Source organism: Ideonella sp. P3_A4, from assembly GCF_056403075.1.
On the sequence record NZ_JBFUGE010000097.1, the window covers coordinates 1 to 16,316 of the forward strand.

Consider the following 16,316-nt stretch of genomic DNA (forward strand, 5'->3'; position numbering starts at 1 on the left):
TCGCTAAAGTCGCCTTTGGCGACTTGGCGCGAATGCTCGGTGATGGCCGCGACTGTGAATCTGGACCGTGACCCGATAGTTGACGTTCGTCATGACTGGCGGGCTGGCCAGCAGCCGATCTCCGCAGCGTCCGCGAACTGGTGGTCCCGGCCAAGAGCAGCCGCCCGCGAACGGCTGGTGTGCGGCAGTCAAGGCGTACTGAGCTCAGGGATCGTGAAGAGGGCCGTGAGCGCGTTTCGCGCGGCGAATCCCCCGTTGCGCTGCACTGGAGCGACTGGCAGAGTCGCTCAGAGCCGCACCGCTTTGTGAATCAACTTGTGGATGTTGAAATGGGTGATGCTGGGCGAATAGCCCAAGCACTTTCTGCGGCGCTCGTTGACTTGCTTGAGCAGCAGGCGCCGAATTGGTACGGCATGGCGCACTGGATGAACTGGAAGCACGTGCCGCTGCAACAACGTTGGTCTCGGCAGGCGGTGTCGGCCCGCTCGTAGATTTGAGTGAGGGAAGAACATGCGGGTCTTCGAACGGATCGCCATCGTTGTTTTCTTGACCGTGCTTGCGAGTACCGGAACCGGCGTGTGCGCGGCAGCGCGGCAAGAGGAGTGGCCAACGCAAGGCTGGCGCCGTTCCTCGCCCGAAGCGCAAGGGATGGACTCGAAAGTTCTCGCCGAGGCATTCGACGAGATTCGCCGGCGCCAGATTTCCATCCACAGCCTGACGATCGTCCGCAATGGTTACCTCGTACTGGATGCGTACTTCTGGCCGTTCCAGGACAACCTCCTACACGACACGGCGTCGGTGACCAAGAGCGTCACCTCCACACTTATTGGCGTCGCCATCGGACAGCACGGGTTGAGCAGCGTGACGCAACCGGTGACGGCGGTTTTCGGCGCGCCGTCTATCGCCAACCTCGATTCGCGCAAGAAGCGCCTGACGGTGGAGCACCTGCTCACGATGACATCCGGGCTCGACTGCCACCACGAGCAGGGGGAGATCACCCTCACCCAGATGAGAGGGAGTCCGGACTGGATCGGGTTCATGCTCGACCTCCCGATGGTGGCCGAGCCCGGCGGCGTCTACGAGTACTGCTCCGGCGGCATGCACTTGCTCTCCGGGATCATCACCAAAGCGACCGGCGTGAGCGCGCTCGACTTCGCTCGGCGCACGTTGTTTGCTCCCCTCGGCATCGGCGACTCCGCGTGGCCGTCCGATGCCCAGGGTATTTCCCACGGTTGGGGCGACTTGCACCTTCAGCCTCGCGACATGGCGAAGATCGGTTATCTCTGGCTGCGAGGTGGCCAATGGGAGAATCGGCAACTCGTCCCGGCAGACTGGATGCGAGCCGCAGTCCAGGTGCACTCTCACCCAGGCTCCAGTCCAGGACCGGGGTACGGTTACGGTCTCTGGATCTATCCCGACAGGAGCCCGCCGATATTCGAAGGACTCGGCCGAGGTGGGCAGCGCATAAGCGTCGTGCCAGCGAAAGACCTCGTCGTCGTGTTCACTGGTGGAGAGTTCGAGCCCGGCGACATCGGCCAGTTCATCGGCCGCGCAATCAAATCTGACCGCGCGTTGCCCGAGAACTCGGCAGGCGCGGCACGGCTCGCTACTGCGGTACGGGCTGCGACGGAGCCGCCGGCTGCGCGACCAGTCACTACCGCGCCGACGCAGGCAAAGGTGATCTCAGGCCGGGCCTACGCGCTCGACGCGAATCCGTTCGACCTTAGGTCGTTCTCGCTCACCTTTTCGGGGGGGGCGACGGCCCAGCTCCAACTGGAACTGGTCGACCGGCTTGACAGTCCCCGACCGGTTGGCTTGGACGGCGTCCCTCGCGTTTCGCCTGACGGGCGATTCGGACTGCCGGTCGCAGTAAGTGGTGCCTGGGAGAGTGACAGCACGTTCGTCCTCGACTACAACGAGGTGGGGAACATCACCAACCGCCGCTTCCGCCTGAAATTTGTCGATGAAGGGGCCTCTGTGGAACTCACTGAGTGGTCCGAGCCGCTGGTAACGGCGCGGTACCACGGACGCGCACTGTAATTGGCGGGCAGGTGGCAATGCGTCCGTGAATGCCGGTCGACTTGTGGCGACGCGCCAGGCGGTGCCCGCGTGCCAGCGATGCCGTCAGCCGTGAACGCGCGTTCGCGTAACAACCGGCTGCAGCGGACATCGCTGCGCGTGGCTGCTCAACTGGAGCGTTGAGCGACGGTTTTCTGGCGGCTCGCTTCAACGACGCCAGTTACCGCAACGGGTCGTCACTTGCCTTCCGCTGCTCGTCGGATCGAGCGACCGCTTTACGGCGACCAATCAAGCCGGGCGGATGACCGGAACGGGTCGGGTGCGCGACTTGGCAGTCTGCGGAAGCTGCCCGCTGGTCGTTCACCTAGCTGACCGACGCCGGCGGCAGGTTCCGAGGTACAGCTGCCAGACGCTYGCCAGGTCGACGAGCGGTAGGTTCATGYCGTGGGTGCCATTCGACCGCCGAAACTGACCTGCCGAACCCAGTCTAAAGGGATAGGCGCAACTCCCTTGAGAGGGCTAGCCGCCGGCCAGCCGCAAGCCGCCTGCATCGTGAAAGTGCGCACCCCAATCAAGCCGTCACACCGCCATGCAGCTCAGCGCTTCGGGCGCGCAGTTCGTCGCGGCAAGGTCGCCGACGCGTCCGGATTCAAAGAGAGTCTGTTTGCTTGATCGCTCGCGTTCGATATTCGTCGCCAAAGCTTGTCGGAACCCGAAATGCCGCAAATCTTGATGCCAGCTCGTTTTCGTTGCATGGCGCTGTGCGCGCTTGCATTCACCTTCTGGCTTCCCACTGCCGTGCTCCCCGCCGAATGCGAAGCCTCCTGGTATGAGCTCGCCGATGGCTCTGGCGTCGACATCGCACCGGTCGAAGAGGGCCACTACCGATGGCGACGGCTCGACGGCACGTCCGGCTTGCTCACCAAGCTGCCAAGCGGGACGTGGTCGAGCACACTGGGCTGGACCGAGCGGAGCGATGGGAAGACAGTCGACCTCGCGGCGTGCGCCAGCGGCGTGATCGGGTTCGACGGGCAGTCTGGTCGGCGAGTCGATCTCGCGACCACGAAGGTGGACTTCAGCAGTGCAGGTGTGCAACTCGCGGGGCGGCTCGTCATGCCGCCCGGCAAGGGCCCCGTGCCTGTCGTCGTGCTGGTCCACGGCTCCGAGGATTCGTCGGCGTTGCAGAGATACGCACTGCAGCGCCTTCTTCCCGCGCAAGGCATAGGCGCCTTCGTCTACGACAAGCGAGGTACAGGGCAGTCTCAGGGGGTCTTCACGCATGATCTGCATGTACTTGCCGCCGACGCAGAGGCGGCGCTGCGGGCGGCCCGCTCGCAGGCGGGCGAGCGCGTATCGCGCATTGGCTTCTACGGCACCAGTCAGGGCGGATGGACGGCACCGCTCGCCGCGGCCGCGAGCCGCCCTGACTTCGTGATCGTCGGCTACGGGCTCGCCGTGTCACCAATAGCCGAGGACAACGAGGCTCTGGCCCTCGACATGACTCGACACGGCTTCGGCCCGGCCGAGATCGAGAATGCGCTGAAGATCGGCGCCGCGGCCCAGTCCATCGTTCGCCATGAGTTCGCGGCCGGGTACGACGAATTGCGACGCGTCGCCGACAAGTACCGCGGCGAACCCTGGTTTCGCCATGTGCGCGGCAACGTCACCGGCATCCTGCTGAAGATGCCGGAGGCGGACCTGCGTGCCATGGGCCCCAAGCTCTTTCGCGACGTGCAGCCCGACTATGACCCCATGCCGGTGCTGCGGAAACTGCCAACGCCGCAACTCTGGATACTGGGCAAGGAAGATATCGATGCGCCCTACCTCGAAACGCGCCGGCGCCTGAGCTCGCTGCGCCAGGCCGGCGCCCCGATCAGTATCGTTACCTATCCGGACGCCGAGCACGGGCTGTACCTCTTCGAGACAAAGGGCGAAGAACGGCTTTCGACGCAGCAACCGCCTTCGTTGCAGAGGCTGTTGGCCGATTTCGCGCGCGGCGAACCACTCGCTACCCACTACGACGATGCAGAAGTGATCCGCTGACCAGTGCGGCGCTTGCCGCTGGCGGACCGCAGCCAAACCTGCTGTCATCGACGTCTGGTCCCAAGCGCAGCAGTCATTCGAAAACTCCGCTTGAGCGACAGCACCCAGTCTTGAGCCCTCGCACCAGCGGCACTCTGTGAAGGGCAGTTCATGGCCGCCTGCGGCGGCCATCCCGAAACATTGCGCGAACGACAGCCCTCGTCTGAGGCCACCGCCGGCAGGCACGCGTGGCGATTTCGCCTTCACTTCAATCAGCGCACCATCGTGACCGGCGTCATCGTGCGGATGTAGAAGACGCCGTCCCAGTGGAGGCCCAGGCCATTGATGGCCATGCCTGACCATGGTGGGCCGAAGTCCACTGCGTGCGCCGGCATGGATTCCAGTCCTGGTACCGGCTGGTGCGGCCCGTCCACGAAGATGAAGCCCGCCGGGTCGGCGGCTGCCAGCACCGCTTCGAGGCTGTCGGGTGCAGCTGCCGCCATTTCACGCGGCTGCCCGCTCGCGTCGTCGAGCCAGCGGCCTTCGAATGCCGTGGGGTTCAGCACGTAGTACGCGCGGCCCAGCCGCTCGCCGACGATGGCGCCGGCGAGCCGGTGTTGCGAGTCACGCTGCAGGCCGCGGCCCAGGTGCACGATGTGCCCCCACACCAGGATCTTGCGGCCGGCGTACACGCGCTCGATCAGCCACAGCAGGTTGTCGGCCATCGCATGGTCGCGTTGGTAGTCGCCGTCCCACACCGTGCGGGCCTGTGCCTGCAGGCCGGCCACGCTGCGGCACCAGAGCATCGCGTCGTCGGCAGGGGGCACTGCACCGTCCCGGCCGCACAGCTCTTCGCGCAAGGTTGCGAGCGCCGCGTCGAAGCGGCCGCGCTCCTCGGCTGGCGGTGCATTTCGGTCGAGCTTGAACAGCCGCGCGCCCAGCCGCTCCAACAGCGGCCAGTCGAGAGCATCAGAGGTCCGGGCGTCGAGGGCGGCAAGCTGGCGGCGCAGCCCCGTCAGCAGGGCCTGCTGGCTGGCATCGCCGGTGAGCTGACTGTCGAAGCCGGCCAGCGCAAGCGGGTGCGGCGCCTGGCGGCGCTGGTCCAGGTAGCGCAGGAGTTCGCGGCCGGCGTCGCTCTTGGAATACATGTAGAACACCTTGCCGGGCGCCAGCGCATCCAGGCTGCCCTGGCCCTCGGCCAACGCACGCGTCACCTGCGCCACGTCGAACAGGCCACTCTCGATCAGCAGGACGTCGAAGCCCTTGCGTTCATGCAGGTAGCGCAACAGTCGCAGCTTCAACTCGAACTCTTGGCGGCCGCCATGTGTTTGCTCGCCGAGCGCCACAACGCGGGCATCGGCCACCGCCGCGCCGAAGGCTTCGAGCGCAGCATCGTCGATCGCAGCGGCGTGCGCTGCCGGCAGCGGTCGCGCCTGAGCGCGCAGCCACTCGCGAGCCGAGTCTTCCACGGCGGACGCCGGGAACACGGCACCGAGYGAGATGGCGACACCGGTCAACAACATCGCAAGCACGCGGGGCATGGGCATGAGAGTCCTCTGGTGGGGCCGGGCGCAGCATAGCGGGATGCAGTGCGCGATGGGTTCCGAGATGGTTACGTCAAGCGGCGGGTTTGAGCCAATCTGACCTGTTCCATGGGCGAACGGCGACTCGGCCGCGCAGGGATGGCGACTCGTCGCACGTCAAGAACCGTCAATGCCTGTGAAACCAATCGCATCTGAGCTGCCTGGTGACGAGTTCGTCTCCTTAGAATCCGCCGCACTTTCCACACAGGAGACAAATATGTCATTGAACTGTACAGTTACGTCAGCGCTCTCGGCGCTGGCTTCAACGCTGTGCCTGGCCGGTGCAGCCCAAGCCGCCGCACCGGTCTACACGATTCGAGAGATCAAGGCGCCGAACGAGATGACGCCGCAGGAGGCGAGGGCAATCAGCAGTCATGGGCGCTTGATCGTCGGTTCTGGGGCGGAAACCGATGATCCGAATGCCTCTGCGCCGTTCATCACCAAGCGCCGCAAGGCGAGCGCGCTGGAACAGCCTTGTGATCACCAGGCCGACAAGGAGTGCAGCACGTGGGCCGCAGCGGTCAACGACCTCGGTGAAGCTGTTGGCACCATGTCTGTGGGCGCGCCGTTCCAGAACCGCTACTTTGCCCAGTACTGGGGAGCGGACGGTCGGGTGGTCGACCTCGACCCGCAGCTCCCTTGCAACGGGGCGTTCAAGCACACCTACGCCAACGCCATCAACAACCTGGGCGCGATGCTCGTGGTGCTGGACTGTGCCGACAGCGGTGGCATCTGGAAGCGTTCGTACGTCTATCAGAACGGCCAGCTCACGCCCATCGGGTCGCTCGGCGGCGACAACACCAACGCACTCGCGATCAACAACCGCGGCCAGGTGGTGGGCTACGGCGTCATTTCCAACGGCTCGGATCACCATAGTTTTGTGTGGGAAAACGGCGTCATTCGCGATCTTGGCGATATCGACGGCAGCCAGAAGAACATCGCCACCGACATCAATGACCAGGGCCATGCCGTGGTGGGCACGACCGGCACGGGCTGGATAGGAAAGAACTACATCATCGATGTCGCCACCGGTGCTAAGCAACTCATTGCCCACTGCCATGGGGGTGACGGGCCGTCGCCCATGGCGATCAACAACCGCGACGAGGTGGCGCTGAGCGACTACCGCAGCGAGAGTTGGCTGTACACCGGCGGAGAGTGTCACGCGTTCGCCGACGTGCTGGATGCCGACAGCCGCGGTTGGACCCAGCTGGTGATCACCGACATCGACGACGAGGGCGTCGTCGTGGGCTACGGCCGCCACCACAAGGAGTACAAGGCGTTCATCGCCAAGCCCGCCAGCGCCTCGCACTGAGGTCGGCTCGCCGGTCACTGACCGGTGCGCCTGGGGCCTCGGGCTACCGGAGCGCCTTTCAGGAAGCGGGTTGCAGAATCGACAGCGCGTTGCGGGCCGCGGCCACGCCCATCTTCACGTAGGCATCGGCGGTCACGCCGCCGATGTGCGGGCTCAGCACGATGCGCGGCTCGTCGTGGAACGGATGCGGCACCGGCATCGGCTCGGTGGCGAAGCTGTCCAACCCGGCGCTGGCCACCTGGCCCGATTTCACCGCGGCCAGCAGGGCCGGTTCGTCGATCAACCCGCCGCGCGCGGTGTTGACGATGATCACGCCCTTCTTGCAGGCCGCGAGCGTTTCGCGGTTCAACAGCTTCGCGTTGTCGGCGGTCAGGGGGCAGTGCAAGGAGATGGCGTCCGACTCGCGCCAGATCGCCTCCAACCCGACGGCTTCGATGAACTCGGGCAGGTGCTTGGCGAAAGGGTCGAAGCCCAGAACGCGCATGCCCAACGCATCGGCCACCTTGGCAAAGCGCAGGCCGATGGCGCCGAGGCCGATGACGCCGACGGTGCGGCCTTCCAGCTCCACGCTCTTGTGGCTCGCCTTGTCCCAGTGACCGGCGTGCATGCGCTGGTCGAGCTGCACCACCGACTTGGCGCAAGCCAGCAACAGCGCCAGCGCCTGCTCGGCCACAGCGGCGGCGTTCGCACCCGCGGCGGCCAGCACCTGAATGCCGCGCGCCTCGGCAGCGGCCTTGTCGATCGTGTCGGTGCCGCTGCCGTGCTTGGAGATGACTTTCAGGCTGGGGGCCGCATCCATCGCTGCCGCCCCGACTTTGCTGTAGCGCACGATGATGGCCACCGGGTTGAGCTGGCCGCACAGGGTCACGATGTCGGCCTCGCTCGGCGTCTTGCCTGCGTAGGCCACTTCGTATCCGTTCAGCAGCGCGAGTGCCTCGGGCGCCAGGTCGTTGCCGGTGACGAGGATCGTCGGCCGCGCGCTCACAGCGCCTCTCCTTCGCCGATCACGCCGGCGGCGCGCAAGGCGCCGTCCAGCCAGGCCGGTCGCAGCGCCTTGCGGCTCTTGATGTCGGCGATGCGCCGCGTTTCGGCTGCCACCTTGTCGGCGGCCAGCGGCAACAGCGATGCGGCTTTGCTGCGCTCGACCACGGTCACGCCGTCGGCATCGCCGACCACGAGGTCGCCCGGGCAGACGGTGACGCCGCCGATCGAGATCGGGTGGTTCAGGCGGCCCGGCACGAACTTGGTCGGCCCATTCGGGTTCAGGCCAGCGGCATACATCGGGAAGCCCAGCGCGCGGATCGCCTCGCTGTCGCGCACCGCGCCGTCGATCACGACGGCCGCCACGCCAAGCGCTACGCATTGCTGCGACATGATCTCGCCCATCAACGCGCTGCTGAGGTCACCCTTGCCATCGACGACGATCACGTCGCCCGGCTTGGCGATGGCCATCGCGGCGTGGATCATCAGGTTGTCGCCAGGGCGCACCTCCACCGTGATGGCCGGGCCGGCAAAGCGCATGCTGGGCGCCAGCGGGGCGATGCGGCCACTGAGCGCGCCGCGGCGACCGGCCACGTCGGCCAGGATCGACGAAGGGTATTGGGCGGCCTGGTCGACGATGTCGGCGCCGACACGGTTGATGTCGCGAATCACGTCGGGCAATGCAGCAGCTTGACTCATCTGAATCTCCAGGAAAGGTGAGGGACGGCGGACTGGAGCGAGGCGGCTTCAGTCGAGGCGGACGCCCGACTCCTTGACGGTCTTGCCCCAGCGCGCCATGTCTTCGCGGATCAGTTCGGCGAACTGCTCCGGCGTGCCGCCCATCGGGTCTGCACCTTCTTCGCCCAGGCGCTTGCGCAGGTCGGGCTGCTGCAAGGCCTTGTTGAATTCGGCGTTCAGCCTGGCGACGATCTCCTTCGGTGTCCCGGCGGGCGCCAGGAAGCCGAACCACGTCACGGCGTCGAAGCCCTTGTAGCCACTTTCACCGACCGTGGGTGTCTGCGGCAGATCGTCCACCCGTTTGGCGGAGGTCACTGCCACCGGGCGCAGCTTGCCGCTTCGGATCTGCTGCAGCACCGAGGGCACGGAAGAGACGTAGAGCTGCACCTGACCGCTGATCACGTCGGTCAGCGCCTGGTTCGCGCCCTTGTAGGGGACGTGCTGAATCGTGATGCCGGCGGTCTTCTGGAATTGCTCGCCGGTCAGATGCGCCACGGTGCCGTTGCCGGGCGACGCGAAGTTCAACTCGCCAGGCTTGGCCTTCGCCGCGGTCACCACGTCGGCCAAGGTCTTGAGTGGCGACGCGGCCGGTACCACGATGACCAGCGGCGCGGTGGCCATCAGGCCGATCGGCGTCAGGTCCTTCACCGGGTTGTAGGGCAGCTTGGCGTAGAGCGTCGGGTTGATCGCCAGGTTGCTGGTCTGTCCAAGCACGAGGGTGTAGCCGTCGGCTGGCGACTTGGCCACCGCGTCCACGCCCAGGTTGCCGCCGGCGCCGGGCTTGTTGTCGATCACGAAGGTCCAGCCGGTGCTGCTGGACACCTTCTGCGTCACCTCGCGGGCAATGATGTCGGTGCCGCCACCGGGCGGGAACGGAACCACCACGCGGATGGCTTTGGCGGGCCAGGCTTGGGCCAGCGCCGCGGCGCTGAAGAGGCTTGCTGCCACGGCGGCCAGAGTCGTTCGCATCACGTTCATGCTTGTCTCCATCACTTGAACCATGGGCTGGAGTATTGGCTTGCCGATAGATACAGTCCAATCAAAAGTTTCTTTTTATTCATTGATGGAGCTTTTGCAATGGACTTGCGAGACCTGCGTTACTTCGAGACCATTGCCGAGCTGGAACACATTGGCCGCGCCACCGAAAAGCTGCACCGAACGCAGCCGGCGTTGACCAGCTGCGTTCGCCGGCTGGAGCAGTCGTGCGGCGCACCGCTGCTCGAAAAGGCCGGCCGTGGCATTCGCCTCACGCCGGCCGGCAAGGTGCTGCTCAAGTGGGCCCGGCGCATGCGCTTCGACGCCGAAGACGCCAGGCGCGAAATCGGCGACATCGGCCGCGGGCTGTCGGGCCACATCCGCCTCGGCATCGTGCCGACTGCGTCGCAGTTCCTGTTGCCATTGGCGGCGAGGCAGCTGATCGTCGAGGCCCCGCAAGTGACGATCAAGACGGTGGTGGGTCTCGTCGACACGCTCAAGCCCATGCTGCGCAACGGCGACCTCGATCTGATGGTGGGCACCGAGACCACCGATGACGACGCCTTCGTGTCGCAGCGTCTGGCCGAGGACCACATCGTGGTGGCGGCCAGCGCGACCCATGCGACGCTGCAAGGAACGGCAGCGCTACGCGACCTGGTCGACCACCGGTGGGTGCTTCAGCCGCCTGGGGCGCCGACGCGCGACTGGCTCGATCACACGTTCGACAGGAAGCGCCTGCCGCGGCCCGTGGTGCAGATCGAGAGCACCATGCTTCTGACCTTGCCGGCATTGATCGCCGAAACCGGGCTGTTGAGCTTCATCTCACGCCGGCATCTCGAGGCGGCCGGTGACCGGTACCCGTTGCGAGAAGTGCGATTGAAGGAGACCACCATGCGCCGAAGACTGGTGGCCACCTACCGCGCGAGCAGCTACCTGTTGCCCGCCACCACGCGCCTCATCGCGTTGCTGGCTGAAGTCGGCAGCAAGGAGATGGCGGGATAGAGAGTGACGGGCGGAGCGACCGAATACCCCACAAACACCAACGCCTCCCGAAGGAGGCGTTGTGTTCGAGCGGAAGAACTCGTGCCGCCTGGTTTGCAGGCGGCACGGCCCGTCCTCGTCAGTCGTCGTTCAACAGGTCCAGCGGGCTGGAGATGGCCTTCTGGTAGGCCGCGAACACGTCGATGCGGCCGTAGCCGATCATGTTGTTGGGCCACGTCGTGGGCGAGGTGCCGCCGCAGGTCTGGTTCACCGGGTCGGTCACGCCGTCACGCTGCGCCGTCTTGCGGAACAGCTTCTCGACAGCGGCCGGGTTGCCCTTCAACGAGGGCACGGCCGACATCAGCAGGGCTGCGGCGCCGGCAACGTGCGGCGTGGCCATGCTGGTGCCGCTCATGGTCGTGTAGGTGTTCGGCGGGTAGGCCGAGAAGACGTTGACGCCAGGAGCGGAGACGTCGGGCTTGACACCCTTCACGTTGTTCACCGGGCCGCGGCTCGAGAAGCCTGCCAGCTTGTCGGCGCTGTCGGTTGCGCCGATCGTGAACGACAGCTGATAGATGGCCGGCGGGTCGGTGATCGTGCTGCAGTTCGGGCCGTCGTTGGCGGCCGCGGCGACGAACAGGATGCCGCCCTTGACGAGGTTGTTGACCGCTGCCTTGATTTCGGTGCCGACCGTGCAGCCTTCACCATCGGTGCAACCCCAGGAGTTGCTGATGATGTCCGGTGCCTTGTCCGGATCGGGGTTCTTGTTCTGCAGATCGGTCGGTGCCAGCATCCACTGCATGCACTCGATGTAGGTGGCCGGCGTGCCGTTGCCGGCGTTCATGTTGCGGCAGCCGATCCACTTCGCGCCGGGCGCGACGCCGACCTGGTGGGTGGCGTGGTCGTCGCCGGCGAAGGTGCCGGCGGTGTGGGTGCCATGGCCGTGGTCGTCACAAGGCTGCGGCGAGTTCGCCGGGCAGCTGCTGTTGGCGGTGTGGATGGCGTCGTGCCAGTTGTAGTTGTGGTCGGCGGTGCTGCCGTTCCAGCCGCGGTATTGCGACTTCAGCGCCGAGTGATCCCAGCGGTAGCCGGTGTCTTCGCCGGCGATGGTCACGCCTGCGCCCGTGACACCGGCGGCCCAGACCTGAGGTGCCTTGATCTTGTCGACGCCCCAGGCGATCGACTCGACGCCTGTCGGGGCTTCCGTCCGGCTGGCATCGCGCTGCGGCAACTGCACCTTGATGGACGGGTTCGGCTCGATGCGGCTGACTTCATCGCGAGCGGCCAGCGCCGCCATGTCGGCCGCCGAGAGCTTGGCGTAGACGACGTTGGCGATCCAGAACGCCTGGTATTCGATGCCGCGCGAATCCATCCAGGCACGCAGGCCGCCTTGCTGGGCATCGGCACGGTCGACCAGCGCATTGACCAGCGCGCGGCGCTTGGCCTTGTAGTCGGCACCCTGTGCGAGCGGCGCCACTGCTGGCGTCTTCTGGTCCTTGAGCACGATCAGTGCCTCGGCCCGCCCGTCGCGACGTGCTGCCGCGGCGAGATCGCCATTGATCTGCCCACCCCACGCCGCACCGCTGGCAATGGCCAGGGCGACCAGGGAAAGGCGGTGCAATCTGACGTTCGATTTGCTCATGACCTCGAATGCTCCTCAAAGTTGGGCGCTGGGATGGCGGCGCCCTTGCGCCGATGCAAGCGAGCGATTCTGCGCTCGGCATTGGTGCGAACAGGCCCCCTCGCTGATTCATGTTGAACATCGCGCCCCCCACGTCCATGGGGGGTACTCTCCCCAGTGGCACGACATGGCCGGCTAGCGCATCGGTCATGGCGACACGGGCGGTCAGCGAGACCGTGGCTTGAGCAGGTCGTAGCCACAGGTCAAAGGGTGGGCACGACCCAGAAACACCAACGCCTCCCGAAGGAGGCGTTGCTGACTGAGACCCTGAACTTAGCCGCGCTATCTCACCACTCGCGCAGCTTCACCCGCAGGCGGGCGATCGATTGGCTGTGCAGCTGGCACACACGCGATTCGGTCACGCCCAGCACGGCGGCGATTTCTTTCAAATTCATGTCGTGCTCGTAGTACATGCTCATCACGTACTGCTCACGCTCGGGCAGCTTCTTGATTGCTTCGACCAGCGCTTCGCGCATGCGGTGGTCTTGCAGCTGGGCCAGCGGGTTGCCGTCTTCGTTGGCCACGTGGCGGTCGAGGAACTCGTCGCCGCCTTCGTCACCCGACATGTCTTCCAGGTAGACCAGCTGGGTGCCGCGCACCTTGGTCAGCGTGTCTTGGTACTCGGTCAGCGTGACGCCCATTTCCTTGGCGATCTCGCTCTCCGCCGGGGCGCGGCCGAACGTCTGTTCCAGCTTGTGCACGGCGGTTTCGATTTCGCGCTGCTGGCGGCGGTTGCCGCGGCTCATCCAGTCGCTGCCGCGCAGCTCGTCGAGCATCGCGCCGCGGATGCGCTGGGTGGCGAAGGTTTCGAACTGCACACCCTGCTCGGTGTCGAAGCGGCCCATCGCGTCGTGCAGGCCGATCATGCCGACCTGGATCAGGTCGTCGATCTCCACGTTGGCCGGCAGTTTGGCGATCATCTGGTGCGCGAGGCGGCGCACCAGCGGGCTGTACTGCTTCAACATCGCATTGGCGTCGAGGCTTTGCATCGCGCTAGCGTCGAGGCGGCCGGTGGCGGTGTACATGGGCGGTCTCCGAGAGGAACGTGTTCGGGTCAGTAAGCGTGCAAGTCGTGACCCGCGCCGAGCGGGGCCACGCCGAAACCGGTGTCCGGCGTTTCGGGGTCGAGCAATTGGTTCGCGGCCAGGCGGGCGAGGGCCGGCGTGGCGAGCGAGGTCAGCGGGTCGCGCTTGTCGAGCCACACGGCTTCGCGCACCACAGCGCCGAGGAAGCTGTCGGCCGTTTCGGCCAGGCGCTCGGCAATGCGTTGCGCGGCCTTGGGCGCGCCGGCCATGCCGGTCAGCAGGTCAAAAGTCATCAGCCCGCTGCGCTGCGACAGCAGCTTCATCGAGGTGTAGGCGTCGGTCAGGCTGGCCGGGTCGAGCGTGGTGGTCAGCACGGTGCGCACTTCGCGCCGGCCGAGCAGGCGGACCAGGTCACGCGGGTTGGCGTGCAGCAGCAGCACATCGGCCTGCGGCGCGGCCGTCTCGACTGCGTTGAGCCAGGCTTCGCATGAGCCGCGGCTGTTGACATGGCGCAACGGCAGGCCCCGGGCAGCCAGGTATGACATGTTCGGGCCCAGCGATTCGATCGCTGCGGCGATGTCGATCTCGGCCATCGCGTTGGCACGCGGGGCGCTGTCGGCGGCGTCAATCACCAGGGCGTGCGCGCCCAGCTCGGTGAAGGCGCCGGCCAGCCGCTCGAGCAGGATCGGGGTGCAGTCCACGTGGGCGTTGAAGGCAATCGGCACCAGGCGCTGGCGGCGGCCGGAAGCGAACAGCCGGCGCAGGCCTTCAGCCTGGTCAACCGGGCCGGAGGCTTCGTCTTCGTTGGGGTAGGGCAGCGAGCGCATGGGGGTGTCGTCCAGTGCGTTCAGATGTGCAGCGAGGAGCCGCCGGCCGAGCGACCGCCACGGGTGGCGGTGGCGAACACCAGCTGCACGTCGTCGGCTTCGAGCTTCCAGGTCGGGCTGGTCGGGGCACGCAGCGCGCGTTGCACCAGGGCGTTGGGTGACAGGCGGTGCCAGTCTTCAGGCACGCGCTGGCCGTTGGCCACGCCCAGCACCTTCAGCTTGTGGCGGATCAGCGAGTCCAGCGCCGGGGCCAGCTTGACGGCTTCGTCGATCTTGCTCAGCACCACGCCCTTGCATTGGGCGGCGCGCCAGTTGGTAATCACCTCGTCGATCGTCTCGCCCTGGGCCGACGCGTCGACCACCAGCAGGCGCTGGATCGAGCGGTGGCTCAGCATGTCCAGCAGCTCGCGGGTGCGGCTGTCGCGCTGGGCCATGCCGGCGGTGTCGATCAGGACCATCTTCTTGCCCGACAGCAGTTCGAGCAGGTCTTCGAGCGAGGCGCGGTCGTGGGCGGTGTGGACCGGCACGCCGAGGATGCGGCCATAGGCGCGCAGTTGTTCGTGGGCGCCGACGCGGTAGGCGTCCAGCGTGATCAGGCCCAGGTTGGCGGCACCGTATTGCGTGGCGAAGGCGGCGGCCAGCTTGGCGGTGGTGGTGGTCTTGCCGACACCGGTGGAGCCGATCAGCGCGAACACGCCGCCTTGCTCTTCGAGTGCGGGTTCGACATCGCCGGCGTGCAGGTTGCGCTCCAGCACACCCGCGGCCCAGACGGCTTCGTCAGCGGCGTTGCCGGGCAGGGCGTCGACCAGCTTGCGGATCAGGCCGGGCGAGAAGCCGGCGTCGAGCAGCTTTTGCGCCAGCAGGGCCTGGCGCGGCTGGCGCTGCAGCTTTTCCATGAAGGCCAGAGCGCCGAAGCGGTCTTCGATCAGGCCCTTCATCGAGCGCAGCTCGTTCATCATGTCTTGCTGGTCGCGGCGGGCCGGGGCGTCTTCCAGCACCGGGGCGGCGGCCACGGTCGACAGCGAGGGCATCGCGAAATCCCGCGGCTCGGGGCGGGTGTCGCGCACGTCGTCGTGGCGCGGTTCCTGGGCACGCGGCATCGGGCGGCGGGCCGGGGCTTCGGGCGCGGCGGCGCGGGCCGGGGCACGCGGGGCGGGTTGAGCGGGCACGTGGTGGTCGGCGTGGACGCCGGCGCTGCCGATGTCGTCCTGGCCCATCGCGGCCTGGCGGCGCTTGAGCATGCGCTCACGCACATAGTCCTGGAACGACAGCGTGCTCATGGCCATCTGTTCGACGTCTTCTTGCACTTCGGCGACCGGGGCGGCGGCACGGCGGCCAGGGGCGGCAGCCGGTTGCGCGTTCTGGCGCTCGACACGGGCGGCCAGGCTTTCGCTGCGGGGTGCCGGGCGGGCGTTGCCGCGCGGGGCGCTGACCAACGGGGCCGCATCGGCAGCGCGTTCGATCTGTTCCACCGAGTCCGGTGCCATCGCCAGCACTTCGACGCCATCGCCAGCCGGCTTGGTCGACAACACGACGGCGTCTTCGCCGAAGGCCTGGCGAACCATGGCAAAGGCCTCGCGGGAGGTACGGGCCGTAAAGCGCTTGACGTTCATGACGTTGCTCCGATGATCGAGCCGATCCGGATCGAGTGAGTCTCAGGAATCTCGCTGTGCGCCAGCACCTTGAGACGGGGTGCAGCACGCTTCAACAAACGGGCCAGCGGGGCGCGCAGAGGGTCGGGCACCAGCAGGCAGGCCGGCACGCCGAGGTTCTCCTGCTTGCGCACGCTGTCGGCGGCTTGCTTGGTCAGGGCCTCGGCGACGCCGGGGTCCAGCACGGCGCCGTGCGGGGAATTCAGGGCCTGGTTGACCATGCGCTCCAGGTCGGGCTCCAGCGCGATCACGTCCAGTTCCTTGGCCGGGCCGTAGATCTGCTGAACGATGGCCGGGGCCAGGTGGATGCGGATGCGGCGGGCCAGCTCGGCGGGGTCGGTGACCATCGAGGCGTGCTCGGCCAGGCATTCGATGATCGAGCGGTAGTCGCGAACATGCACGCCTTCGTCCAGCAGCAGCTGCAGGACTTTCTGAAGGGTTGCGATGCCGACCATTTTTGGGACCACGTCTTCGATCAGTTTGGGAGCCAGTTTCGTCACATGCTCGACCAGCGCCTGGG

General features: G+C 66.6%; 14 protein-coding genes. 5 read left to right on the forward strand and 9 right to left on the reverse strand.

The window, feature by feature from the left end; all coding sequences use genetic code 11:
• Positions 1 to 305 precede the first annotated feature (305 nt).
• The 3 genes from AC1DYI_RS11740 to AC1DYI_RS11750 all read left to right on the forward strand — a co-directional run bounded on the left by AC1DYI_RS11740 (position 306) and on the right by AC1DYI_RS11750 (position 4,062).
• Entirely contained in the window at positions 306 to 491 is a 186-nt protein-coding gene (locus tag AC1DYI_RS11740) for a hypothetical protein (protein ID WP_477204290.1), read from the forward strand.
• 19 nt (positions 492 to 510) lie between these two features.
• Complete coding sequence (locus AC1DYI_RS11745) at positions 511 to 2,040, forward strand: serine hydrolase domain-containing protein (protein ID WP_477204291.1); 1,530 nt, start codon at positions 511 to 513, stop codon at positions 2,038 to 2,040.
• Positions 2,041 to 2,736: 696 nt separating this feature from the next.
• On the forward strand, positions 2,737 to 4,062 hold the full coding sequence (locus AC1DYI_RS11750; protein WP_477204292.1) for an alpha/beta hydrolase family protein: 1,326 nt from the start codon (positions 2,737 to 2,739) through the stop codon (positions 4,060 to 4,062).
• 251 nt (positions 4,063 to 4,313) lie between these two features.
• Here the strand turns inward: AC1DYI_RS11750 and AC1DYI_RS11755 are convergent, their stop codons facing one another.
• A complete protein-coding gene (locus AC1DYI_RS11755) occupies positions 4,314 to 5,588 on the reverse strand; it encodes an erythromycin esterase family protein (protein WP_477204293.1) in 1,275 nt (424 codons plus the stop codon).
• 166 nt (positions 5,589 to 5,754) lie between these two features.
• Between AC1DYI_RS11755 and AC1DYI_RS11760 the strand changes: the two genes are divergently transcribed.
• Positions 5,755 to 6,936, forward strand: a complete 1,182-nt coding sequence (locus AC1DYI_RS11760) for a hypothetical protein (protein WP_477204294.1) — start codon at positions 5,755 to 5,757, stop codon at positions 6,934 to 6,936.
• A gap of 58 nt (positions 6,937 to 6,994) precedes the next feature.
• Here the strand turns inward: AC1DYI_RS11760 and AC1DYI_RS11765 are convergent, their stop codons facing one another.
• From AC1DYI_RS11765 to AC1DYI_RS11775, 3 genes are read right to left on the reverse strand one after another with little or no spacing between them, the layout of a single operon-like run.
• Entirely contained in the window at positions 6,995 to 7,921 is a 927-nt protein-coding gene (locus AC1DYI_RS11765; protein WP_477204295.1) for an NAD(P)-dependent oxidoreductase, read from the reverse strand.
• Positions 7,918 to 8,616, reverse strand: coding sequence for an RraA family protein (locus tag AC1DYI_RS11770; protein WP_477204296.1), 699 nt, complete (start codon positions 8,614 to 8,616; stop codon positions 7,918 to 7,920). The genes AC1DYI_RS11765 and AC1DYI_RS11770 overlap by 4 nt, the downstream gene beginning before the upstream one ends.
• A gap of 48 nt (positions 8,617 to 8,664) precedes the next feature.
• Positions 8,665 to 9,633 (reverse strand): Bug family tripartite tricarboxylate transporter substrate binding protein, encoded by a 969-nt coding sequence (locus AC1DYI_RS11775; protein ID WP_477204297.1) that lies wholly within the window; start codon positions 9,631 to 9,633, stop codon positions 8,665 to 8,667.
• A 99-nt stretch (positions 9,634 to 9,732) separates the two neighbouring features.
• Here AC1DYI_RS11775 and AC1DYI_RS11780 point away from each other — a divergent pair, with 99 nt between their 5' ends.
• Positions 9,733 to 10,632 carry a LysR family transcriptional regulator gene (locus tag AC1DYI_RS11780; protein ID WP_477204298.1) on the forward strand — a complete coding sequence of 300 codons (900 nt, stop codon included), beginning with the start codon at positions 9,733 to 9,735 and terminating at the stop codon, positions 10,630 to 10,632.
• Between the two features lie 118 nt (positions 10,633 to 10,750).
• Here AC1DYI_RS11780 and AC1DYI_RS11785 read toward each other — a convergent pair whose 3' ends face one another.
• The 5 genes from AC1DYI_RS11785 to AC1DYI_RS11805 form a co-directional block, all read right to left on the reverse strand.
• On the reverse strand, positions 10,751 to 12,232 hold the full coding sequence (locus AC1DYI_RS11785) for a S8 family serine peptidase (RefSeq protein ID WP_477204299.1): 1,482 nt from the start codon (positions 12,230 to 12,232) through the stop codon (positions 10,751 to 10,753).
• Positions 12,233 to 12,579: 347 nt separating this feature from the next.
• Entirely contained in the window at positions 12,580 to 13,317 is a 738-nt protein-coding gene (locus AC1DYI_RS11790) for an RNA polymerase sigma factor FliA (protein WP_477204300.1), read from the reverse strand.
• 29 nt (positions 13,318 to 13,346) lie between these two features.
• Entirely contained in the window at positions 13,347 to 14,144 is a 798-nt protein-coding gene (locus tag AC1DYI_RS11795) for a P-loop NTPase family protein (protein ID WP_477204301.1), read from the reverse strand.
• A gap of 20 nt (positions 14,145 to 14,164) precedes the next feature.
• Complete coding sequence (gene flhF / locus AC1DYI_RS11800) at positions 14,165 to 15,757, reverse strand: flagellar biosynthesis protein FlhF (RefSeq protein ID WP_477204302.1); 1,593 nt, start codon at positions 15,755 to 15,757, stop codon at positions 14,165 to 14,167.
• The coding region (locus AC1DYI_RS11805; protein ID WP_477204303.1) for an FHIPEP family type III secretion protein at positions 15,754 to 16,316 on the reverse strand (563 nt) is incomplete at its 5' end. The genes AC1DYI_RS11805 and flhF, both read right to left, overlap by 4 nt.

Bases quoted from the DNA above. Each gene is read 5' to 3' on its own strand.
- AC1DYI_RS11790 (WP_477204300.1), bottom strand. From the start codon at position 13,317: ATGTACACCGCCACCGGCCGCCTCGACGCTAGCGCGATGCAAAGCCTC.
- AC1DYI_RS11780 (WP_477204298.1), top strand. From the start codon at position 9,733: ATGGACTTGCGAGACCTGCGTTACTTCGAGACCATTGCCGAGCTGGAA.
- AC1DYI_RS11760 (WP_477204294.1), top strand. From the start codon at position 5,755: ATGCCTGTGAAACCAATCGCATCTGAGCTGCCTGGTGACGAGTTCGTC.
- AC1DYI_RS11745 (WP_477204291.1), top strand. From the start codon at position 511: ATGCGGGTCTTCGAACGGATCGCCATCGTTGTTTTCTTGACCGTGCTT.
- AC1DYI_RS11750 (WP_477204292.1), top strand. From the start codon at position 2,737: ATGCCGCAAATCTTGATGCCAGCTCGTTTTCGTTGCATGGCGCTGTGC.
- flhF (WP_477204302.1), bottom strand. From the start codon at position 15,757: ATGAACGTCAAGCGCTTTACGGCCCGTACCTCCCGCGAGGCCTTTGCC.
- AC1DYI_RS11795 (WP_477204301.1), bottom strand. From the start codon at position 14,144: ATGCGCTCGCTGCCCTACCCCAACGAAGACGAAGCCTCCGGCCCGGTT.
- AC1DYI_RS11770 (WP_477204296.1), bottom strand. From the start codon at position 8,616: ATGAGTCAAGCTGCTGCATTGCCCGACGTGATTCGCGACATCAACCGT.
- AC1DYI_RS11775 (WP_477204297.1), bottom strand. From the start codon at position 9,633: ATGAACGTGATGCGAACGACTCTGGCCGCCGTGGCAGCAAGCCTCTTC.